Origin of the sequence: Flavobacterium erciyesense (genome assembly GCF_018069925.1) — a bacterium.
GTDB lineage: Bacteria > Bacteroidota > Bacteroidia > Flavobacteriales > Flavobacteriaceae > Flavobacterium > Flavobacterium erciyesense.
Genome location: NZ_JAGPXB010000012.1, coordinates 76,202 through 98,458, shown reverse-complemented (window position 1 = coordinate 98,458; position 22,257 = coordinate 76,202). Strand labels below are relative to the sequence as shown.

Annotated in this window: 18 protein-coding genes and 1 tRNA gene; 10 read left to right on the top strand and 9 right to left on the bottom strand. The window is 36.2% G+C overall.

Annotated elements, in window-relative coordinates; all coding sequences use genetic code 11:
- Positions 1 to 78 precede the first annotated feature (78 nt).
- From KBJ98_RS12130 to KBJ98_RS12115, 4 genes are all read left to right on the top strand, one after another.
- Positions 79 to 1,146 (top strand): anhydro-N-acetylmuramic acid kinase, encoded by a 1,068-nt coding sequence (locus tag KBJ98_RS12130; protein ID WP_210791018.1) that lies wholly within the window; start codon positions 79 to 81, stop codon positions 1,144 to 1,146.
- Positions 1,089 to 1,538, top strand: a complete 450-nt coding sequence (locus KBJ98_RS12125) for a ribosomal maturation YjgA family protein (protein WP_317192497.1) — start codon at positions 1,089 to 1,091, stop codon at positions 1,536 to 1,538. Before KBJ98_RS12130 ends, KBJ98_RS12125 begins: the two co-directional genes overlap by 58 nt.
- Positions 1,539 to 1,605: 67 nt before the next feature.
- Entirely contained in the window at positions 1,606 to 2,832 is a 1,227-nt protein-coding gene (locus KBJ98_RS12120) for a Glu/Leu/Phe/Val dehydrogenase dimerization domain-containing protein (RefSeq protein ID WP_210791014.1), read from the top strand.
- A 178-nt stretch (positions 2,833 to 3,010) separates the two neighbouring features.
- Positions 3,011 to 3,904 (top strand): energy transducer TonB family protein, encoded by an 894-nt coding sequence (locus KBJ98_RS12115; protein WP_210791012.1) that lies wholly within the window; start codon positions 3,011 to 3,013, stop codon positions 3,902 to 3,904.
- A 190-nt stretch (positions 3,905 to 4,094) separates the two neighbouring features.
- Here the strand turns inward: KBJ98_RS12115 and KBJ98_RS12110 are convergent, their stop codons facing one another.
- The gene (locus tag KBJ98_RS12110) at positions 4,095 to 4,490 is read right to left on the bottom strand and encodes an ExbD/TolR family protein (protein ID WP_210791010.1); all 396 of its coding nucleotides are present in this window, start codon (positions 4,488 to 4,490) and stop codon (positions 4,095 to 4,097) included.
- A gap of 1 nt (position 4,491) precedes the next feature.
- Complete coding sequence (locus KBJ98_RS12105) at positions 4,492 to 5,187, bottom strand: MotA/TolQ/ExbB proton channel family protein (protein ID WP_210791008.1); 696 nt, start codon at positions 5,185 to 5,187, stop codon at positions 4,492 to 4,494.
- 128 nt (positions 5,188 to 5,315) lie between these two features.
- Between KBJ98_RS12105 and KBJ98_RS12100 the strand changes: the two genes are divergently transcribed.
- Both KBJ98_RS12100 and KBJ98_RS12095 read left to right on the top strand, forming a co-directional pair.
- Positions 5,316 to 6,536 (top strand): bifunctional folylpolyglutamate synthase/dihydrofolate synthase, encoded by a 1,221-nt coding sequence (locus tag KBJ98_RS12100; RefSeq protein ID WP_210791006.1) that lies wholly within the window; start codon positions 5,316 to 5,318, stop codon positions 6,534 to 6,536.
- An 86-nt stretch (positions 6,537 to 6,622) separates the two neighbouring features.
- A tRNA-Val gene (locus tag KBJ98_RS12095) sits at positions 6,623 to 6,697 on the top strand.
- On the opposite strand, the gene KBJ98_RS12090 is transcribed toward KBJ98_RS12095, so the two are convergent.
- From KBJ98_RS12090 to mobA, 4 genes are all read right to left on the bottom strand, one after another.
- The gene (locus KBJ98_RS12090; RefSeq protein ID WP_210791004.1) at positions 6,688 to 8,211 is read right to left on the bottom strand and encodes a recombinase family protein; all 1,524 of its coding nucleotides are present in this window, start codon (positions 8,209 to 8,211) and stop codon (positions 6,688 to 6,690) included. The genes KBJ98_RS12095 and KBJ98_RS12090 overlap by 10 nt on opposite strands.
- A complete protein-coding gene (locus KBJ98_RS12085; protein WP_165355347.1) occupies positions 8,195 to 8,350 on the bottom strand; it encodes a hypothetical protein in 156 nt (51 codons plus the stop codon). Before KBJ98_RS12085 ends, KBJ98_RS12090 begins: the two co-directional genes overlap by 17 nt.
- A gap of 280 nt (positions 8,351 to 8,630) precedes the next feature.
- Positions 8,631 to 9,920 carry a conjugal transfer protein MobB gene (gene mobB / locus KBJ98_RS12080; protein WP_210791002.1) on the bottom strand — a complete coding sequence of 430 codons (1,290 nt, stop codon included), beginning with the start codon at positions 9,918 to 9,920 and terminating at the stop codon, positions 8,631 to 8,633.
- Positions 9,917 to 10,348: a conjugal transfer protein MobA gene (mobA, locus tag KBJ98_RS12075; protein WP_132067459.1), complete on the bottom strand. Its 432-nt coding sequence runs from the start codon at positions 10,346 to 10,348 to the stop codon at positions 9,917 to 9,919. The genes mobB and mobA overlap by 4 nt, the downstream gene beginning before the upstream one ends.
- Positions 10,349 to 10,564: 216 nt before the next feature.
- Here mobA and KBJ98_RS12070 point away from each other — a divergent pair, with 216 nt between their 5' ends.
- A complete protein-coding gene (locus tag KBJ98_RS12070; RefSeq protein WP_210791000.1) occupies positions 10,565 to 11,254 on the top strand; it encodes a nucleotidyl transferase AbiEii/AbiGii toxin family protein in 690 nt (229 codons plus the stop codon).
- A 48-nt stretch (positions 11,255 to 11,302) separates the two neighbouring features.
- Positions 11,303 to 11,614, top strand: coding sequence for a DUF6922 domain-containing protein (locus tag KBJ98_RS12065; protein WP_210790998.1), 312 nt, complete (start codon positions 11,303 to 11,305; stop codon positions 11,612 to 11,614).
- 963 nt (positions 11,615 to 12,577) lie between these two features.
- On the opposite strand, the gene KBJ98_RS12060 is transcribed toward KBJ98_RS12065, so the two are convergent.
- From KBJ98_RS12060 to KBJ98_RS12050, 3 genes are all read right to left on the bottom strand, one after another.
- Complete coding sequence (locus tag KBJ98_RS12060; protein ID WP_210790996.1) at positions 12,578 to 15,100, bottom strand: S9 family peptidase; 2,523 nt, start codon at positions 15,098 to 15,100, stop codon at positions 12,578 to 12,580.
- A gap of 64 nt (positions 15,101 to 15,164) precedes the next feature.
- Positions 15,165 to 16,574 (bottom strand): RagB/SusD family nutrient uptake outer membrane protein, encoded by a 1,410-nt coding sequence (locus KBJ98_RS12055; RefSeq protein ID WP_225899126.1) that lies wholly within the window; start codon positions 16,572 to 16,574, stop codon positions 15,165 to 15,167.
- Positions 16,575 to 16,593: 19 nt separating this feature from the next.
- Positions 16,594 to 19,587, bottom strand: a complete 2,994-nt coding sequence (locus tag KBJ98_RS12050; RefSeq protein WP_210790994.1) for a SusC/RagA family TonB-linked outer membrane protein — start codon at positions 19,585 to 19,587, stop codon at positions 16,594 to 16,596.
- A gap of 879 nt (positions 19,588 to 20,466) precedes the next feature.
- Here KBJ98_RS12050 and KBJ98_RS12045 point away from each other — a divergent pair.
- Positions 20,467 to 20,745 (top strand): helix-turn-helix domain-containing protein, encoded by a 279-nt coding sequence (locus KBJ98_RS12045; RefSeq protein ID WP_113666504.1) that lies wholly within the window; start codon positions 20,467 to 20,469, stop codon positions 20,743 to 20,745.
- A 414-nt stretch (positions 20,746 to 21,159) separates the two neighbouring features.
- Complete coding sequence (locus KBJ98_RS12040; protein ID WP_225899125.1) at positions 21,160 to 22,149, top strand: restriction endonuclease; 990 nt, start codon at positions 21,160 to 21,162, stop codon at positions 22,147 to 22,149.
- Positions 22,150 to 22,257 lie beyond the last annotated feature (108 nt).

The following is a 22,257-nucleotide window of genomic DNA, read 5'->3' as shown; positions in this document are numbered from 1 at the left end:
TAAATTAAATGTTCTTAAATTTGACCACAAAAGTAATTATAAAATAGTAGATTTCAAACGTTTTCGTAATTTTAGCCTATGTTTAAAGAAAAGTATTTTGTAGTAGGTGTCATGTCAGGAACATCGCTAGATGGCGTCGATTTGGCGCATATCGTTTTTACTAAGGTTGAGAACGAATGGTCATTTGAAATTTTAAAGGCTGAAACGGTTCCGTATTCTGTTTATTGGTTAAACAAACTGCAAACTGCTGTAACACTTACAAGTCTAGAACTAAGAGCCCTAAATAATGAATACACCAGTCATTTGGCAACGGTTATCAATGATTTTATAAAAAACAACGCTATTAAAAATTTAGATGCTGTGTGCTCACATGGGCATACGGTATTGCATCAACCTCAGAAGGGAATCACACTACAAATAGGGAATTTACCGCAGCTTGCTACCTTGATTCAGCAAAAAGTACTTTGTGATTTTAGAGTTCAGGATGTAGCTTTGGGAGGACAAGGTGCGCCTTTGGTGCCAATTGGAGATCGAATTTTATTTTCCTCTTATGATTATTGCATGAACTTGGGAGGTTTTTCAAATATTTCGTTCGAGAAAGATGGACAGCGTATTGCTTTTGATATCTCGCCTGTAAATACCGTATTGAATTTTTATGCGCAACAATTAGGTTTCGAATATGATGATAAAGGAGCGATGTCACGTTCAGGTAATTGTTACCAAGAACTATTGGACGAATTGAATGCGCTTGAATTTTACTCGCAAAAATATCCTAAATCCTTGGGTTTTGAATTTGTAAAGGGCGTTGTGTTGCCTTTAATTGAAAAATATAATTTAGCAGTGGCCGATAAAATGAACACTTTTACAGAGCATGTTGCCTTACAAATTGCTGCTGCGCTTCCTGCCAAAACCGGTCAGATTTTTGTAACCGGTGGTGGTGCCTATAATGATTTCTTGATAGAGCGTGCGCAATCCTACTTACCTAAAATGCAAATTATAATTCCTGATCGAGAAGTACTTGAATTTAAAGAAGCAGTAATTTTTGGATTGTTAGGCGTTTTGAAGTTAAGAGGTGAAATTAATGTGCTGTGCAGCGTAACTGGAGCCCAACAAGACCATTCTGCTGGAATGGTTTACAAGCCATGATACCATCTAGAAAAAGCTATTTAGTAGTGGCAATGGCAACTATTTTGTTGGGATTGTGCAGTCGAGTTTTTTCCGTAGTACCGCTATTTGTTGGAGATTTACTTTACGCCGTTTTAATTTATTTTATTTTTCGGTTTTTCTTCACCACACAAACAGCGGTCGTCATCGCGATAATGAGTTTATTCTTTTGTTTTGCGATCGAGACTTTACAATTGGTGCGCTGGAATTGGTTGTTGCAAATTAGAGGTACTGCAGTTGGGCGCTTGGTTTTGGGACAAGATTTTTTATTCGCAGATTTAATTGCCTACACATTTGGTGTGCTGCTGGCGGTGGTTTTCGAGCGGGTAGTATTAGAGAGGTCTAGTAATGGAATAGATAAACTTTTGAAATAAACTCGAAAACACATAATTCACATTATTCTATTTTTTATATTTGCCAAAATTAAACATATCGCAACAAATGAAAGATTTATTAAAGAAATTCGAAAATAAAGAACCTGAAATAGTTTTCCATTGGAAAGATGCTGAAACCGAAGCTGAGGGTTGGACAGTTATCAATTCGCTTCGTGGAGGCGCTGCTGGAGGTGGAACTCGTATGCGAAAAGGTTTGGATATGAATGAAGTTTTGTCATTGGCAAAAACCATGGAAGTTAAATTTTCGGTTTCTGGTCCTGCGATAGGTGGAGCAAAGTCGGGTATCAATTTTGATCCGAATGATCCCCGCAAAAAAGGAGTTTTGCAACGTTGGTACAAAGCGGTTTCCCCTTTGTTAAAAAGTTACTACGGAACTGGTGGCGATTTGAACGTTGATGAAATTCATGAGGTGATTCCTATGACTGAAGAATGTGGTGTTTGGCATCCGCAAGAAGGTGTTTTTAATGGGCACTTCAAACCAACCGAAGCAGATAAAATCAATAGAATAGGTCAGTTGCGTCAAGGAGTTGTTAAGGTAATTGAAAACCCAAAATTCTCTCCTGATGTTTCAAAAAAATATACAGTTGCTGATATGATAACTGGTTACGGTGTTGCTGAGGCGGTTCGTAATTTTTATGCTATTTATGGTGGCGATGTTAAGGGTAAAAAAGCAATCGTTCAAGGATTTGGAAATGTAGGTTCAGCTGCCGCTTTTTACCTTGCAGATATGGGCGCCAAAGTAATTGGTATTATCGATAGAGATGGTGGAGTGATCAATGAAGATGGTTTTTCTTTTGAAGAGATAAGAGCTTTATTTTTAGCCAAAGACGGTAACAAATTAGTGGCTGAGAACATGATTCCTTTTGAAGAAATCAATCAAAAAATTTGGACAATTGGTGCCGAAATTTTTACTCCATGTGCAGCATCTCGTTTGGTTACGCAGTCGCAAATTGACAGTTTAATGGCAAATGGTTTAGAAGTTATTTCTTGTGGAGCAAATGTTCCTTTTGCGGACAAAGAGATTTTCTTTGGTCCAATTATGGAAGATGTAGATCAGAAAGTAAGTTTGATACCTGATTTTATTTCGAATTGCGGAATGGCTCGTGTATTTGCCTATTTCATGGAGAAAAAAGTACAAATGACTGACGAAGCTATTTTTTCTGATACTTCAGAAATTATTAAAAAAGCGATTGAGAAAGCACATGCACTTAATCCTAGTAAAACTAATATTAGCGCTACTGCTTTTGAGATTGCATTGAAACAACTTACTTAATTCAAGCACTTATAATTACAAGTATACAAAATGGGAATTGGTAGACATAAAAGGCTACTGATTCCCATTTTACTTTGAATGCAATCTAATTTATAATTGAACACTAGCTTTCTACTCTTGACAATTTTTAGTACTTTTCAACGTTTTTAGTCATATCCTTTTTTCAAATACCAATACAATGAGTTCTACTAATTCAACCAATCAAAAGAAATCTTTAATCATTACCACTCTTTTGTATGCGGCAATGTTGTTGATTTTGTTTTTCATCCGTTTTTGGCCTCCGGCAAATGGAGTGGAGCTTGCAGGCGGTGGAGGCGGTGGTGGAGTTACGGTGAATTTTGGGGATAGTGATTTCGGGTCGGGCTCGGATTATAAAAGTGAAGTCTTAGAAGTAAAAAATCAAGCGAAAGCGTTACCAGTTAACAGTACTCCTGACGAAGCAATTCTTTCTCAAGAAAATAGTACGGATGAAAGCGTGGTGATCCCGACTAAAGTTCCCGCTAAAAAGACACCTGTAGTTGTAAAAGAAGAAACAAAACCTGTGGTAGTAAAACCAAAGGTATCGAATGCGACCAATGATGCGTTGTCAAGTATATTGAAAGGATCTAATAAAGGTGGTGATGGTGATGATAAAACAGCTGGAAATAAAGGAAAGTCAAATGGGAATTTAAATTCAGGTGATTATTATGGTTTAGGCGGTTCTGGAGGAGGTACCGGAGGAGGAAACGGAACTGGAACAGGTACCGGCAAAGGTTCAGGCTCTGGAAGCGGTGGCGGATCCGGAAGTGGTTCTGGTGGCGGAATAGGATATTCTCTTGGTAATAGAAGAGCACTATCTAAACCCGAACCAAAATATACTTGTAATGAGCAAGGTAGGGTAGTCGTGGAGGTAGCTGTAGATCGTAACGGGCGCACCATGAGCGCTACTGCGGGAGTAAAAGGAACAACAAATACGGCAAGATGTTTGCTTGATCAAGCTCGAATTGCAGCCATGAATACGAAATGGGATCCTAGTTCGGATGCGCCGGAAAAACAAGTGGGTAAAATTACTTATAATTTTAGTCTTAATTAAACGTCACTTTTAAAAGATAATTGTCAATTTATACGATATTTCGCGTGAGGGATAGCAGCAAGTACCGCAGTACTGCGAATAGCCCGACGGCAATAAAAAAATGGAGCACATCAGCATAAAAGTTGATTGGCTCCATTTTTTTATTGCGGTCACGCCCAAAAGCAAGACGTGTCCTAAATTAATATCGTTTTTATTTCGGGCTGGTGGCGATTACAAATTTCAGATTGTTGCGTACTCCTATTTGTAATACATCTACCAAATCTTGCACCTGAAGATTGAATGGGATTCTAACCAAAACGGTTTGGTCTTTTGTTGTATCCATTTTAGACATGAGCGTTGCCTCGAGTTCTTCAAATGAAACAGGTTGTTTGTCAATATAGAATTTTTTATCCTCAGTGACAGATAAACTGATGAATTGCTTGTTGGTTTTTTCGTTTGATTGCGCTTTTGGCAAAGTCATCTTGATTACATTTGGGTTGGCAAGCGTTGAAATAATCAAGAAAAACAATAGTAGAAAAAACATGATGTCGCTTAATGAAGAAGTCGCGACCTCGGCATGAAATCTTCTTTTTCTTTTGATAGACATGTTATGATTTTTGAATAATATTTACAAATTCAAGTACTTGTTTTTGGATTTTCAATGCAAAATTATCAATTTTTCCGTTCAACAAGTGGTATCCACTGTAGGCAACAATTCCTACTATCAAACCCGCTCCGCTACTAATCATTTTTTCGTACAATCCGCCAGAGATATTCCCGATACTAATATTCTCAGTAACTGATATGCTGTAGAAAATTTTAATTACTCCGGAAATAGTACCAATGAAACCTAAGGTAGGCGCAATACCAGCTATGAGTCCCAAATGTCCCAAGTGCTTTTCCATTTCGCCAATTTCTATATCGGCTGCACGATCCATATTCGACTCGATTTCACCTATTGGGCGGCCAATAACAAGGATACCTTCTTTGATGATATTTCCCGATGCGGTATTATTTCGTTCAGCAAGTGACCGTGCTAAATCTAAATTGCCCGAATTTAACTGATCCCGTATATCACGTAAAAGTAATGAGTCTACTTTTGAGGATTTGTTAATGTATAAGTAGCGCTCAATAATGAGGTAAAAAGTGTAAAACAACAAGATCCCAATTGGGATGAGCCAAATACCGCCTTTTAATAAGAATCCTAAAGTAGAAATTTCGGTGTTTGGAGCAATGTTTTCAACAACTGCGCTTGATGCGGCATTAGTAAGGGTGTCTGCTTGTAATTGGATAAAACTAAACATATAATATTATTGTGTTTTAATCATTAATTCTAAAATTTGTTTCAATTTTGCAATAAAGATACTTTTCGATGTAGTATTAAACTAAAAAAATCGAAAAATATTTTAAACAATTCCAATTTACCTATAAAATGAATTATCAAGACACTATAAACTGGATGTTTAATCAGCTCCCGATGTACCAATTACAAGGCGCGCAAGCTTACAAAAAGGACTTAAGCAATGCTCGCAAACTTGCAGCACACCTGAATTATCCTGAAAAAAAATTGAAATGCATTCATGTGGCAGGAACCAATGGTAAAGGATCCACCTCTCATATGTTGGCATCTGTTTTACAAGAAGCTGGATATAAAGTTGGCTTGTATACATCGCCACATCTAAAAGATTTCAGAGAACGTATAAAGATAAATGGGGTCGAAATATCTGAGAAATTTGTTGAAGATTTCATAACGGAGCATCAACTATTTTTTGAAGCTAATGACATGAGTTTTTTTGAAATGACCGTTGGTTTGGCTTTTGATTATTTTGCTGCTGCAAAAGTGGATATCGCCATTATCGAAGTAGGAATGGGCGGAAGATTGGATGCAACGAATATTATCACGCCTTTGGTTTCTGTAATTACCAATATAGGATTAGATCACACTCAGTTTTTAGGCAATACACTTGAAGCAATTGCTTTCGAGAAAGCAGGAACTATTAAACCCAATGTCCCTGTAATTATTGGAGAGTACACATCTGAAACAAAACCTGTTTTTTTGTCTAGAGCCAAAGAAGGAAGCTCGGAGATTTATTTTGCAGCAGATTTAGTTTTCGAAAATTATCCTTCAGACTTGATTGGAGATTATCAAGTGCACAACAAAAAGACGGTTTTGCAAACCATACAGGTTTTGAATAAGCAGACTGAATTTGAAATTTCCCCTCAAAATATACAAGATGGTTTGTTACATGTGGTAAAAAATACAGGACTTCAAGGCAGGTGGCAGCAAATACATACAGCTCCAAAGGTTATTTGTGATACTGCTCACAATAAAAACGGTCTAGAGATCGTATTGAAACAAATACAAAAAGAGAAATTTGACGCATTACACTTTGTTTTGGGAGTGGTAAATGATAAAGATTTAGAAGAAATTTTGCCTTTGTTTCCAAAAAATACAAAATATTATTTTTGTAAGCCTAATATTCCTCGCGGATTGGATGCACAAGTTTTACAACAAAAGGCGGCATTGTTTGAGTTGCATGGCGAAGTATACAATTCTGTTTCAGAAGCTTATCAAAAAGCACTGCAAAATGCTGTAGCAACTGACTTTGTTTACGTAGGAGGAAGTACTTTTGTAGTTGCAGAAATTTTGTAATTTTTTTGTTTTTATAGTTGCATATTCAAAAAACAGTCTTATATTTGCACTCGCAATAAGGAAATGAAAATTATCGAATTGCACTAGGGCGATTAGCTCAGCTGGTTCAGAGCACCTCGTTTACACCGAGGGGGTCGGGGGTTCGAACCCCTCATCGCCCACTGTGAGGGATTACCGAAAGGTTTTCCCTCTTTTTTTTGTATATAAGACATCCCTTTTCCTCCATTTTAATGGCATTATGAGAAAATATATCTAAAATTGTAGGTGTTCGATATATACCCTCTTGGTAGTATAAGTTACCATTGAACACCATCTTTACAAACTCACGCTTTTGCAAAGTATCTGACTTTGTGTAGACATGTTTGATATCACCCAATAAATCCAGATTACGGTCTAAAATCTCGAAGGCCTTCCCTTGATTTGGGCTAAGTCTTTCTATTGCTGCTGTAATGGTCAATATATGGTCACTGTAGGTTGAATACCATCTTTCGTAGGTATCCTTGTTTATCTCGTCTCTAAACCATTTTTCTTCTACTGCATTTAATAGCTGCTGTACTTCCTCCAGCTCATGTTTTTTGTCTGCTACTTTTTTCTTGTTTGCCTTTACTTCCTGTTCAATTGAGGAGTAACTGCCATCTCTTATCTCTTTAATTTGTCTTTCGGGAACGCTCATGAGATCGCAGACGTTTAAGAATTGCTCATGTGCTTTGATTGCACTTATATTGTTATGTTTTGAATGCTTGCATTTATAATAGTAGAAGTATTTTCCAGATTTACCACGAGAAGGCGCACCAGTAAGCGGAGTTCCACAATGGCATTTTACAACGCCCCGTAGCGGTATTTCATCATCGATAACTACCTTTACTTTATCAACTTTCTTCATTTTGGACTGTACCATTGTCCATGTTGTCTTATCAACTATTGGCTCATGAATGGCTGGAAAAAGACCTCCCGGCAGATCTTTGAACGGCTCAACCCTTACAAGCCCTGCATAAACAGGATTTGCAAGCACACGATCAATAGCCATGTTGCCTTTCCTGTCAAAACCTGATTGATAAGCTATTTCTTTGATTTTATATAACGGCACATCACGCAGATACATATCATAAATTGTTTTGACAATTTTAGCTTCTATCTCATTTACTTCAAGGTGGCGCTGTTTTCCTTCTCCAACCTTGCTGTAGCCGAAAGGTTTTTCTCTAGTAAGGAAGCGACCTTCTTTTGCACGGGCTGTATAGAGTCCGCCACGCACTTTTATACTCCTGTTGATATTGTCTTCTTCAGCTAGCAACAATTGTAAGCCTGCTCGGAAAAAGCTTCCCGGTGTATCATAATCAAAAACGATCCCTTCGGTCACGCTGATAATCTGAATACTGTATTTTTTTTGGAATTGTTTGACCAAACTCATAGCTTCACCCGCATCCCTGCTAAAGCGGTCAAGCTGGTCTACAAGAAGGTAGTCTACCGATTTATAATGCTTGGCAATGAATGCCTGTAATTTTATAAAATCTGGACGGTCAAAAGTCTTGGCACTTTTACCCCTGTCAATGAAGGAATCCACCAACTGTATATTATTATATTGCAGGTATTGATCGGTATACAATTCCTGTCTTTCAATCGAGCCATTACTTTGCCCTAATTGACTAAATCTTAAATATCTAATCGCCCTCTTCATATAATTCTTTCAATGTTAATGATACAATAATTTCAATCATTAAATCTACGAATTTTTGTTCTTTTTCCCGTTCTATATCTTCATAATTTTTTAAGATATATTCTTCTACATCAGTCTGTTTGATAAATTCCTGTTTCATTTTGTACCTCCTTTGTCTTTTGGTAAAACGATGTTTGTTTTTAAGTCTTATGAATTTAAACCATCTGACAGCTTAGGAGTAATTAAAGTCTCACCGAGGAACTCTTTGGCTGCATTAGTCTCAAAGCAATATTAGAAACAGTTGTAAAAAAACAAAGACAATCCCTCCTTATCGTCAGGACAGTCTTTGTTTTTAAAAAGAGTTGGTACAGCCAATTTGATGAATCACTCCTTTGTCGTGAATCAATAAAAAGGCTGGCGATTAAAATTGATAGTATGCACTATCTTTTTTTGCGTCTGGCTTTCTTTTTCATTTGGTTGACAAATAATTCTTCATCATAGTCTTCTGCTTTTCCAATGGATAATACCCCTCCAAAGACTTCAATAAGGTTGTTTTCTTCGTGGCTATAGGACATATTTTCCTTAACCAAAAAGTCAAACAGCTTGTGTGATTGTTTGACATCTTCATTTATAGTCGCATTGTTCTTTGAAGCACCATTTCCCTGCACAGGTTGCTCTATTTTATTGCCATTATTCCACCAGTCATTGAATACGTTAGCCGAAAGGTTTTTGCCTAATTGCGAACCATTCCACACGGATTTTGAACTATGGTCAATAAACGTTATTCCATAAACTCTGCCTTGCGTATTTCGTCTTACAACGGTATTAATACCTCGTTCCAACAACCGTTTTTTGAATTCTTTTTCATTCGATGCCGTCTGCAAGCACATCTCAATGGTTGTCTTAAGCAAAGCTTCGGATGGCTCATTTTTCAACAATTCTTTGGACTGGGCATAGTGTTGTTGAAGCTGAACATATCCTGCCTGTTTACCGAACAGCGAAGCCTTAAAGGGATTGCTTGCTTTTTCTCCCTTTTCATTTAATGCAAAATATACCAGTCCTTGTTTTGGGATTCCATTAAATTCGCCCTTGACTTCTTCAGCGGTAATATTGAAAAGGGAAAGCAGGGCATTGTAGGTGCCGAAACCCTCAAATTTGTAATACTTTGGCAAATTACGGATTACCGAAGCCATCTGGCTCTTTATGTCACCAGCCTTATAATCAACGGGTTTGAATATTTGATTTTGTGGATTTTGCTTTTTCTCGATAGCCGATATCAGGCAGTATTGATTTTCCAATTCGCGACAGACATCCATCGAACGCCTTTTTTCAAATTTATCCGATATTTTCCTGCCATTTTCATCCACACAAACTGATACGATATGAATATGGGTACGCTCAAGATCAGTATGTTTGAATACCACAAAAGGCTGTTCAGCGTAACCCATTTTCTGCATATACTTTTGCGCCAGCTTTTCAAATTGTTCATCACTTACTTTATCCTTCGGATCAGGATTGAGAGAGATATGTAATATTGGTTTTTCAGTCTTTCGATTGGCCAGCAGGTACGGTTCAAATGAACGCAACAGTTGACTAGTGGCGTAAATGCCATCAGGAGTTTCAATTATCTTATTGGTATACAAAACCTGCCCATTTTCCTTTTCCACTTTCTGCTGATTGTATGCCAATGCGCCATACAGATTGTTTCCTCTTCCTATCTTAGCTATCATTTTTTCAGGTGTTTTGCTTCAAAATCTTCAGTTAGTAGAATGATTTTTTGGCACAATACCGCCATTTCTGCTGTCTGTTTTTCCAATTTATAGAGATAGGCTGCGGCTTTCTTTTCAGAAAAATTGCGGTACAGTATTTTTACCACTTGGTTATAATTGGTTCCTACAGCCCTGAACTGTCCGAATAGGGTAGTCAGGCGCATATAGTAATCCATGGTTGCCTTGTCAACCGTTACCTTCGTAATTGCTTTTTGGAAAATACATGCCGTAATAAAATGTGCCATTACATCCATGCGTGAAGCTTCGTAGAGAGAAAGGAATCGTGCATTTTCCTCAGCACTAAGACTTATAGAATAGCGGTGAACGGCGGGATCTTTCTTGGGATGCCTGCCTCCTTTATGCGGGGTGGTTTTGCCGTTGCTTTCCATTACCGTTATTACTGGTTTCGTTTAAACAATTTAAAAACCAATATACTTTATCATTAGTAATGACCTCTAAATATTGGTGAATGTGGAAGCATTTGGCTTACTATTTCCGCATGTTGATTTTCGCCTTAAGGACAACTTCCGTCAAACAAAGCCACGACAGGACCCTTTCTAAGAGTGCCTCGCTTTCGGGATTAATTTCATGAGAAACGTGAAATTATGCTCTACAAAGAAACAGTTAGCAAGGAGATGTGGGAACTTCTCCAAAGGCTTATGAAAGATGAAAAATTGAAAGACTATATATTGGTTGGCGGTACGGCGTTAGCCTTACGACTGGGACATCGCTTATCAGTGGATCTAGATCTTTTTACAACAAAAACTTTTAATTCGCAGATGATGCTCAAATATCTGCATGACACTTACGATGTAAATGAAAAGGAAAGCCAGTTCTTCCCGAACACTGTTCTTACCTACATCGATGATATAAAAGTCGATATTGTTACACACAATTACCCTCTTCTGAATTCCGTGGAAACAGCTGAAGGAGTCCGCATGATTTCCAATGAAGATATTGGAGCAATGAAACTCCATGCGATTCATCAGAGCGGAGACAGGTACAAGGATTTTGTTGACATGTACTTTATGCTTGAACGAGAACCATTAAAGTTCTACCTACAAGCCTATCTGAGAAAATACGATAAGGATCCCTACTGGGCTTCCATAGGTCTGAATACATATGACAAGATTAGTACCTTTGAAGGTATAGATATGCTGAAAGAAAAAGAGCAAAACTGGAAAATTATCCAAAAACGGCTGGAACTGGCAGTAAAAAATCCTTTGTATAAATTTAAATCAGAAAGCCAGGATTTACCGATTAATCCCAACAAAAATAGAGGATTTCGCAGGTAATTAAGCAAAAAATACTTATATTTGATACTACACCAATTAAAAAAAACAATGAAGCCATTAACCAAACATATACCTAATCTTCACCCTAAATTCTTCTGGGATTTTAGATTCGACAGTATTGACTGGGATGGAGGATATAAAATGGTAATTGCCCGTATTGTTGAGCGTGGAGGTCAGGATCAAATTGACGAAATCGTCCGTTTTTATGGTCGTGAAAAAGTAATTACTTCTATCCGTGACGAGATTTTCTTTCTTCCCAACTATGCCATTGAGAATGCTCTTAAATTCTTTTCCGAACTCAAAAAGGAAGAGATGTATTGCTATCTTAACCGTAAAGATAAACCCTACAGCTGGATTTAGTGAATACCTAAATCCCTAAACGGGTTTTTCTTGGTTTGTTTAATTCCTCATCTTTGCTTTGTTCCGTCTCTTTTGACTGGTTGGACTTTATATTTTACTCAAAGAAATATTAAAAAGAAAACCAAGGTAGGACGTGCTGGATGAGCCTGTCCAAAAGACTACGGCATAATGGTTAGCTCGTGCCTCACAAACCACCCTTCGGGACTTATTCCGTTTCCTTTTGTCCTGTCTGCATCCCGTCCTTTGAAATTGCTTTCTTTTTCTTTTTTCCGATTTTCGGTTTTCTTTGGAAAATAAATTTATGTTTCAAGATATGGGTATATGTGTGTATCTAAAAGTCTATTTATTTACTTATTTACACAGGGGAGCATTCATGTCTTTGCGTAAAAGCATATATATGTAAAAGCATAAAACTGTAAAAACGTGTGTACATACATACAGCTATAAAAGCGCATTTACTTATGGGATTAAATACTTCTTTAAATCAGTGCATACGTACAAAATTGCATTGATACCTCAATAAGTATGAGAAGATAAATTTAAATATTTATGTTTGAAGGTACATATATGCATATTTTCTAATTCGGCAGATAACGGCAGTTAAGCTTCTCTGGAATTTATAGAGTTGACCCCATTAAAGCCAGGAATGTCAACACTATTCTATTTCTACACAGCCTTATCAAGGTTGATTTTGTTCAAGCCAATCACAACACATAACAATTCCTAAATATCCGCAAAACAAAAAAAGGGCCTCAAGCCCTTTCCATTAAAACCATCTGTAATAATATTTTCGAGAGAAAATAGCAAGTTGTGTTTTGAGATGCTTGAAATGAATTCAGCATCTCAAAACCACTTGCCCGTGCGGGACTGGAAAACACCTCCGAAGTCGGTGTTTTATTAAAATTATAAATGGATTTACGATTAACGAATAAGTGCAGTTTTTTCAAACTGCACTTATTTATTTTATTCCTTTAAATATCGGTCAAACCAATCGGTAATTCGTTTAGTAAGGTCCATTTTATTCTCCTTGATTACAATTACATGCTGGTCTTTTGGATACACCAATAAAACATTCTTTTTCTTGGCTCTCCTCAATGCATTATAAAAAAGTAAACTTTGTTCGTAGGGTAAATTAGTCTCCATTTTACCCACCCAAGAAAGTAATGGTGTAGTAACATTATCCGCATAAAGTATTGGTGAATTTTTTAGGTACAACTCTTTGTCTTCAAAAATAGATTTTCCTATTCTCCATTGTTGCGATTCACTTCGCCACAATTCTGGGATATTGAGACTTTTTGAGTTACTAAAATACCAACTTACCATGTCTGAAATTGCTGCACCCGACACTGCAGCTGCAAAAATTTTCGATTTTGTAATGATGTAATTTGTTTCATAACCTCCGAAAGAATGCCCTATCAAACCAATACGCTTTGTGTCAATCATTCCTGTTTTTACAACGGCATTGTTTGCAGCAACAACACAATCCAGTGCGCTATTTCCAGTTTCTCCTTCATAATATTTCACATCAGGCATCAATACAAAATAATTCCGTTGCACAAAATGTTTTACATTAAAACCGGTATCGTTGTATAAAGTCGGAATGCAATATTCGTGCAGTGCGTTAGTGATTTGAGAATACACATTGATTATCATCGGATATTTTTTGCCTACTTCATAATTTACTGGATAATACAATAATCCTTGCAGTTTGTCTCCTTTTGAATTCGAAAATGAAATTAGTTCTACCTTTCCTTGATTAAAGTTTTTATCATGGGTATTGCTTTCAAAAAGAACCTTATTTACACCGTTTTTAAATGATACAATTCTTGGAGACTCATTATGTGATTGTTCTCGATAGACATAGACTTCATTATTGGCTCTACGCAATTCATCTGATTTTGTATCATTATTTGCTACTGGAATTAAAGCGTTGGAAGTCGAAATTAATTTGAATTGTTGTGCTTTGGTGGTCGCATTTCTTGATGAAACGATTAAATTATTAGTCGCATTAATTTCAGTAAGAGCCCAACCATTGTAATTATCATTTCCTATTTGCTTGATGTTTGAACCATCTACAGTGAAGTAAGTATCGCTTTCTTGTCCGTTTGTAATGCGTTTTAGTTTACTTGTTTTGATGTGAAATTGATAGACATCGAATTCGTCTTGTACCAAAAGGTATTCTCCATTATCACTCCATCCTTTCATTCCAAAAACATGTGGTCTTGTTATGTACTTTAAATCATTTGAAACCCATTCGGAACCTGCAGGTGGCACAATTGACACCGTAGATTGTGTTTTTATATTGTACAGCCACCAATTTTTATCTTTAAAATAACATATGTACGCTCCATTTGGAGAAAAAGACAATAAGTAATTTTCGCCAGGTTGCTTTTCTAGAAATAGCTTTTTGGTACCATCAGCCAGATTGTACAAGAAATAGTCAACCTCACCATAACGTTTAAAATGAGGTGCATATGCAGTTGGATTGTAAAGTAATGCAACTGATTTACTGCCGTTAAGCTGTACAAAAGGAAGTTCTTTACTTGTAATCGTATTCCAGCGATTTTCTTCAATAAACCAAACCGATAAAGTGGAATACCCTTCTAAATTTTCCCTGCTTGCTTTTGGATAAATCCATAAATCTTCTGTATCCCAAACCTCGACATCGTCTTTTTTTGGTGTTGCCTCTTCTTTAAGTTTTGCGATTCCAAAAAACACTCTTTTACCATCACTTGAAATTTTGAAAGATTTTGTGGTAACAATTTCATGCTTTTTTGGAAAATTTAAGAATGATTTTGGTTCAAAGGTTTGAATAGTGTTATCTTGATTTTTGTAAAAGTTCAGTTTTGTGTATTTCCCGTTGATGCCCTCTTCGACCCAAAAAACACCTTTTCCATATTCTGCTAATGTCAGACCAGATAATTTGTTTTGCGATGTGTGATATTCTGTTTTTTGGTTTGTCCTAAGATTTATTGTTCCGAAACTACTTTTCCCTTTAGTGTTAGTGAGATAAGTCAGGATATTATTAAGCTGGTCTAATTGGTATTCTGTTACATTTGAAAGTTGGATGGTTTCTTTATTTTTTATGGTCCTTACCATTAATTCCCCATCATTGGAATAGGTCACAATAATTTTCCCATTATTTGCAAATTCAAAAGCAGCACTATTCGCTATAACAGTACTTTCACTATTTTCTAAGTTGGTTACTATTACTTTATCTCCTTGAAAGGCACCAAATGTAATTTCACCGCCAAATTTGCCCTGTGTTCCTAGTGGAAAACTAAATCCAATATTTTTCTGCGTATGTTTTACAAATAATGTATCTGAACCATTGCTGTACTGCATATCAAATGATATCCAGTTTCCTTTCTGGGAAATAGCTCTGTTTTCTAATTTGCCCCACCTTTCATACTCTGCTACAGCAATATTCTTTTTGGATTTATCCTGCCCGTAAATAGAGCAGGATATTACTATCCAAAATGTCAAAATTGTTTTTTTACAAGAATAACATAAAGTGTGATTACTATGGTTTTTTAATAGCTTCATAACTTTAATATCCTGTGTTTTGTGGTTGTAAATTAGGATTTGCGTTCAATTCTAGCTCTGGAATAGGCCACAAAATATCTGCACTGTTCCAACCTGGTTTTGAAACAGATAGTATTCCATCGGCTGTTCCACTGCGCTTTAAATCAAAAAAGCGATGCCCGTGTTCCGTAAAAAACTCAAATCTTCGTTGTTTTTGAATTTCAGCCAAAATTTCAGTGGCGATAGATGATGTAGTTACTGGTAAGCCAGCGGTCGTTCTTATTTTATTTAAATCTTCTTTTGCCCCCGATAAATCGCCTTGTTTTGCTCTAGCCTCGGCTCTGATCAAATATTGTTCTGCTAAGCGCAACACAATAGAATATTCCTGCGAACTTGTTGTTGCTGTACGTAGTTTGTATTTATTGGGATGATTCCAAGTATTTAGTCCGGTGGTAACTGACTTTGTCCAATTCACTTTGCGTTGGTCGCCTGTTTCAAATGCATTCATAAAATCGGTACGAAGCGCACAAACTGGTGGCGGTCCTGATACGAAAATAAAAGTTGTACCTTCATTACTATTTCGTACCGCTGTTGCTGATGCTAATTGCCAGATAGTAGTTTTACTATTTCTTAGAAAAATCTTGTTTAAATCCGTTTCCCAAGCATAAAGCGGGCTATTGATAACAGTAGTTGCTTCATTTGCTGCTGCTGTATTTTTATTCATGTATAAATATACTCTCGCCAGCATGGCTTTGGCCACCATTTTATTGGGTTTTGCACGATCCGAAGAACTATAATTTTCAGGCAATCTAGAACTGGCAATTTCTAAATCCTTCGCGATTGCTGCATATACTTCATCAGCAGCACTACGTGTAACTTTTCTATTAATTTCATAATTGGTTCCTGTAATATAGGGGATGCTACCATAAATTTGCAACAGATAAAAATGCACTAGAGCACGAACGAATAGTGCTTCACCCGACACTCTGTTTTTAACCGCAATAGGTAACCCAGTCGAATTTTCAACACCTTGAATAACTGAATTTGCATTATATATTTGACTATAGCTTGAAGTCCAAAGTGACGCCACAGTAGCATTGTCAGCCGTAAGCGCATTGTTGTAAATAGGTAAGGAAATTGTAGAGTTGGTATAATCTTGTAATTCATCAGCGTACAATCCCATTCTAACAGATGCACCAGTAGGTAATCCAGATAGGATGCCGCCGTCACGAAGTTGTGCATAGATTTGTGCCATTGCTGCATTTGCTGTCAATTCACTTTCAAAAACTGTAGTTCCTGTAAGCTGAGAATTAGGTAATGGAACCTCGACAAAATCACTACAGGAACTTGAAGACAGTATTAGTGCCAAAACCAAAAGAATGCGATACAGCTGGAATGGCTTTGTTAGTACCATTATAAATTGTAAATTTTTCATATTACTATTTTTTTGAGGATTAAAAGTTTAATGTCATTCCGCCACTGATCACTTTTAGCGGAGGGAGGAATCCTGAGAACTTAAACTCGGGATCACCTGCTTTGTAAGATGTAAATGTCAGTAGGTTTTGACCTTGAATAAAAAGTTTGCATTTTACATTAGTGGTCGCTTGTAACGGAATATCATAGGAAAGTGATATATTTTTTAGTCTGATGAAAGAGCCGTCTGTAATTACGGCATCACTTTCTATGTACCTATAATAGGTGCTTACCGCTGCACCATTTAGTCCCGTAGTATGCAGTTGCGAACTGCTTTGATTCCCAATTTGCTGCCAAGCATCGCCAATAGTGTTGCTTTGGTTTACTTGACCACCTCCCGGAACATTTGAAATGTAATCGTAATTGTCTCTTTTTACGAACTGCAATAAAAAATCCAATTGCCAATTTTTATAGTCCAATTGGTTTTGGATGCCTCCAAAATATTTAGGAGATAAGTCCTTAATAATTTGCTTGTCGCCTGCTGTTATGCTTCCATCCCCATTTAAATCTTCAAAATCGTATAATCCTGTTTGTGGATTAACACCTTTGCTTTGGTATAATTTTACAATATCAATTGATTGTCCAATCACATACCGATTTGCAAAAGTGGAACCTGAAAGATTCGGGAAAGAAAGTAATTTATTTTTTGAAACGGCCACATTGAAGTTTGTTGACCATTTAAAAGAGTTTGAATCAATATTTAGGGTTCGTACGGAAAATTCAAAACCTGAATTTTCAACGGTAGCATCAAGATTCGCATTCAATGACAAGAAACCTGTTGTAGCTGGCATAGGAATACCCACCAATTGATCCGACGAACGATTCCTATACAACGCTAGCGTACTAAAAATTCTGTCTTTAAAAAAACCAGTTTCTAAAGCTAATTCTAGTTTACGATTGGTTTCCCATCCAAAATCGGCATTATAAAGTCGTGTAGGTTGTAACCCAATTATGCCCTGATAATTAGCACCAGTTGTACCGTAGGTATCATAAAACTGATAATCTCCAATTTGATCATTGCCCGTAGTTCCATAACTAAAACGGAGTTTTCCAAAACTCATTTTACTGTTTTCTGGATTGAATTTTTCTTTGCTAAAAATCCATGCGGCACCAATAGCACCAAAATTAGCATATTGTTTGCCTGGTCCAAATCGGCTGGAACCATCCCGACGACCTGTAAAGTTTAAAAAGTATTTTTCGTCGTAACTGTAATTGATGCGACCAAAAAAAGCTTGATAACGGTATAAAAAAGTATCGCTATTGGTTGTGTTTTTTGTAATTGCAGAAGCTAAGTTGTTAATCAGATTGTTGTTTGCAAAACCAATACCCGATTGGAATAGGCGTTCTGTACGTTGCTGTTGGCTAGTCATCCCCAGTAGCACATCAAATTTGTGGTTTCCAAAATTTTTGAAACCTCTTAGTTGTGGCTCTATAATCCATGATTGTCTGCTGGTAAGGTTTAAGTACATTAAGGAATTGTCACTCCCAACTTCGTAAACGGGATTGTAAATGGTGGATGGTATCGTTCGCACTTCTTTGGTTTTTAAATCGGTAAAACCAAAGTTTGATTTTATTTCTAAACCTGGAATTAGTTCATATGACAACACACTGTTGGCCACCAAGTCATTGGTGTTCGCACGGTAGGTGCTTTTTAGAGGTGCCAAAGGATTTTCGAAGGTATCATTTTCCCAGTTTAAATTTCCATTTGAATCGTAGAGTGCGGGAGCGTTTGGTGCCAAATAACGCGCTGTTAATGTCAAATCTGTCGCTGCTTGTAGATTGTCTTGTGCCGTATAATTTCCCGAAAAAGAGATTTTGAATTTCTTATCTAAAGAAGTGTGGTTTATTGAGCTAAGAATCCCTCCTTTAATGTACCTGAAATCTCCCGGAAGGACTGTTCCCTCGGTTCTGTAGTTCCCACTCATCAAGAATTGTGTTGTTTCACTACCACCAGAGATACTGGTTCTAAAGTCATTAATTTTTGCTGAACCGCCTAATAATTCCTTTTGCCAATTGGTATATCGAGTTTGATCCCAAGCTCCATTTACATCATAATCAGTATCCGATATTGGAATTCCATCATTGATAAATGCTTGTTTACGCATCGACAGATACTGCTCCGTATTCATCAGATCTACAAATTTAGTCGCTGTACCAACGGCTGTTGAGGCAGTTACTGAAATGTTTGTTTTACCTGACTTTCCTTTTTTTCGAGTAATTAAGACCACACCGTTTGCTCCCCTTGAGCCGTAAATTGCAGTCGCATCGGCATCTTTTAATACTTCGATATTTTCTATATCATTGGGATTAATACTGTTGAGCGGGCTGGCTTGGCTTGGTAATGCCGTTGATGTGTTCGCACTTCCTATGGACTCGTTTGAATAGGGAACTCCATCAATAATGTATAATGGTTCATTTCCATCAAGGCGAATACTGTTACGACCTCTAATTTTAATTTGGAAACCACCGCCGGGAGTTCCCCCATCTTGAATGATATTGACACCTGCCATTCTTCCTTGCATTGCGGCTAATACATTTGTGACAGGTTGCTTGTCGATGTCTTTCGCAGTCATTCTCGCAATGCTACCGGTTTGCTCTTTTTCTTTAATAGAATAATATCCAGCATTTATTACGATTTCTTTTAAAGTCGTTGCATCTTCAGTCAATTTTACATTAATAGTTGCTTGATTTGCAACTACAATTTGAATCGTTTTATAGCCTAGATAGGAAAAAACCAAAACATCATTCTCAGCTGCTAGTATTGTGTAATTTCCATTTTCATCAGAAAATGCTGTTGTTGGCTTATTGTTAACCTTTATGGTTACGCCAGGAACTGTGCTGGTATCATCGGTGATTTTGCCTTTAATAGATCGTGTTTGAGCATTTAATCCTGCAAAGAAGCACAGGAAAAGGATGCAGTACAGTTTGGACAGTTGTGTTGTTGTCCAAAACTTCAAAAATGATTTTTTTTTCATACTTTTGAATTGGTTAAATGAGACTTCGGTTTAGTTTGCTTTGGTCCTCTATTCGTCCGCCAAGAAGAGTTAGAGGGCCTTTTTTTGTGATTAGCCTCGAAAGCGCTAAGGCATAGATTTTTATTTTTTAAGTCATAGGCGTTATCTGAATATTATTAGGTGTTATTACATCTAAGCACGCTGTGTGATGTGAAAATAAATAGTTATTTTTCTTAGTTATTGCTATTTATATAAAAGCATCGGAACCATAAAGCCAACAAATTATCAGTGTAATGAAAGCTAGAATTAAAGTAGCTTTTATAGTTTTATAGTATTTCATGTTTTCCTTGTTTGTTTCCTGTTTTTCAATTTATTATTTCGATTTGCGCTATTGCTGTTACCACAGATCTTGAGAGCACTCTTTTTTTGGGTGCAAAGGCTTTTGAATTGATGTTGTTTTTTTTAGGAAAGTACACTGCCGTTGCCAGTTGCAGCCCAACGCAGGCAGTGCGTTTCCAAACAAACTAATTCAATAAATTCATTGATTTACGATACTATAAAAAGAAGATTTGCTAAGAATAAAAGGGAGTAACTTTTGCGCATAAAAAATGGCATGGAACTCAGCTTATTGCGCCGAAGGTACTGGTATACCGTGCAACAATAAGTGAGCCCACGCCATGGGACGTGAGCATCTAACTTATCATCTCGTTGCTTAAAGTACCAGTTTTTCGACGCGAGATTCAAAGCGAATGCTTCAAATATTTTATATGAAGAATCGCAAAATTACATTTAATATGCAATTATATTACAAACATAATAAAAAAAATAACACGGTATGATATATCATACCATTAATTTCGTAAATAAGAATGAATTTTAGCAAAAGCTAATAAAAACGATGTGACTGAAAAAGAAAAGTTAGGAGAGGAAATGAGAAAACTCCGTGAAAAAATACCAAGCTCAGACTATAATAATGGAAATATTTCTCAGCAAGAACTTGCTGATAAAAATATTGGTTTAACAAAACATTTAATTGGTACAATCGAAAGAGGTAGTGCTAATCCTACGTTAGAAAAATTAATTTTTCTTGGAAAAGCATTAAATCTCAAAACTATCAATATCTTAAATGTAGAAATTAATGTAGATAAGTTTATTAAAGAGAATGCAAAACGGAAGTAAAATAAGTAAACACAGATAGAGAACTATAACGGATAAAAAAAATGAAATAAAAAGATGCTTAGGCATTTTTTTTATTGCCTATTTGGAAAACCGTAAAGAATTTTAGAAAGGGTTTTGTACGTTAGTTATTGAATATAAATTATCGAAATGAACTTTCAGTAATTTAACCAAAAAGGATGTATATACTAAGCTCAGTTCGAAGATATATACAAGAATTACCGGATCATAATCGTAGTAAAACAACTGAAATTTATACTTATGTAAGTACGAAAAGTATTCAGCAGATAAAAAGTCCATTTGATGATTTGTAAAAAAATATTTATACATTTGATCTGAAACAAAGTCTGACCGCAGTCAGACCTATCTTTCTAAATTTGGTGTGATAGGTCTGATTTTATCAGAACTATCCACTAGTTGGCAGAAATAATACCAGAAAAAACTAAAATGAATCAAACCGACACATTTCATTATCCACCAGAACTCTTTGAGCTTCTTGTTGAAACTATACCCATCTTGAACCGTTCAAAAAAATCGGTGATTTTATTTTTTCGTGGTGCAGGAATTGCAGATAAATTGCTTAAAGACCTTTCTGATAAACTAGATTCTAATAAGGATAGTATTAATAAATATGAAATTGCCAGAACTATTCTAACAAGAATAAATGAAAAAACAGATGCTTACATTCGAGAAAGAAGGGAACTTTTAAAACGTGTTGTAGAATTTGAATCATTTACTAATTGTTGGGAAACGGACCAATATAAAGCAAAAGGACTTGTTGCAGAAATTAGAAATATTGTAAACGTAAAAGATACATTTACAAGAATGAAACAGGAAAAAGAAAATGCACAAGCAAAACATAGTGAAGATTATAATAAAAAAGTTGCAGAAATAAAAAAGCGAACTGAACAGATTGAATTAACTAAAAAAGATTTTTATGGTCTTTTCAGTATAACTAATCCCCAAGAAAGAGGTAAAAAATTAGAAGGTGTTTTAAATTCACTTTTTTCCATTTACGGAATACTTGTTAGAGAAGCATTTGCTCGCAAAGGAGATAATGGTGAAGGAATTATTGAACAAATTGATGGAGTAATAGAAATTGATAACCAAATTTATTTGGTTGAAATGAAATGGAAAAAAGACAAAATTGGAAGTGAGGATATTTTTGCACATTTAGGAAGAATTTATCACAGAACAAGTGCGCAAGGAATTTTTATTTCTGCATCAGGTTTTTCAGATTCAGGAATTATTGCAAGTAAAGAAGCATTAGTTAATAAAGCCATTTTAGTGCTAACTGACCTTGAAGAATTTATTAATATTCTTGAAAATGAAAAAGACTTGACACAATATTTTAAAGCAAAAATAAGAAAAGCAATAATTGACAAAGAACCATATTCAAAACCTTAAAAATTACTTCTGCCAATAGCCACTACAACGGATTTGGGCAATAGGCTTAATGGGAAGTTGTTTTTGTATTTGGGATGATTTGGTAAATCCGAGAATAGGGCTTAATTT

Coding starts and splice junctions, on each gene's coding strand:
- KBJ98_RS12085 (WP_165355347.1), bottom strand. CDS start 8,350: ATGAAACAGGAATTTATCAAACAGACTGATGTAGAAGAATATATCTTA.
- KBJ98_RS12070 (WP_210791000.1), top strand. CDS start 10,565: ATGCTCTACAAAGAAACAGTTAGCAAGGAGATGTGGGAACTTCTCCAA.
- KBJ98_RS12115 (WP_210791012.1), top strand. CDS start 3,011: ATGAGTTCTACTAATTCAACCAATCAAAAGAAATCTTTAATCATTACC.
- mobA (WP_132067459.1), bottom strand. CDS start 10,348: ATGGAAAGCAACGGCAAAACCACCCCGCATAAAGGAGGCAGGCATCCC.
- KBJ98_RS12105 (WP_210791008.1), bottom strand. CDS start 5,187: ATGTTTAGTTTTATCCAATTACAAGCAGACACCCTTACTAATGCCGCA.
- KBJ98_RS12090 (WP_210791004.1), bottom strand. CDS start 8,211: ATGAAGAGGGCGATTAGATATTTAAGATTTAGTCAATTAGGGCAAAGT.
- KBJ98_RS12055 (WP_225899126.1), bottom strand. CDS start 16,574: ATGAAAAATTTACAATTTATAATGGTACTAACAAAGCCATTCCAGCTG.
- KBJ98_RS12120 (WP_210791014.1), top strand. CDS start 1,606: ATGAAAGATTTATTAAAGAAATTCGAAAATAAAGAACCTGAAATAGTT.
- KBJ98_RS12110 (WP_210791010.1), bottom strand. CDS start 4,490: ATGTCTATCAAAAGAAAAAGAAGATTTCATGCCGAGGTCGCGACTTCT.
- mobB (WP_210791002.1), bottom strand. CDS start 9,920: ATGATAGCTAAGATAGGAAGAGGAAACAATCTGTATGGCGCATTGGCA.
- KBJ98_RS12130 (WP_210791018.1), top strand. CDS start 79: ATGTTTAAAGAAAAGTATTTTGTAGTAGGTGTCATGTCAGGAACATCG.
- KBJ98_RS12065 (WP_210790998.1), top strand. CDS start 11,303: ATGAAGCCATTAACCAAACATATACCTAATCTTCACCCTAAATTCTTC.
- KBJ98_RS12050 (WP_210790994.1), bottom strand. CDS start 19,587: ATGAAAAAAAAATCATTTTTGAAGTTTTGGACAACAACACAACTGTCC.
- KBJ98_RS12100 (WP_210791006.1), top strand. CDS start 5,316: ATGAATTATCAAGACACTATAAACTGGATGTTTAATCAGCTCCCGATG.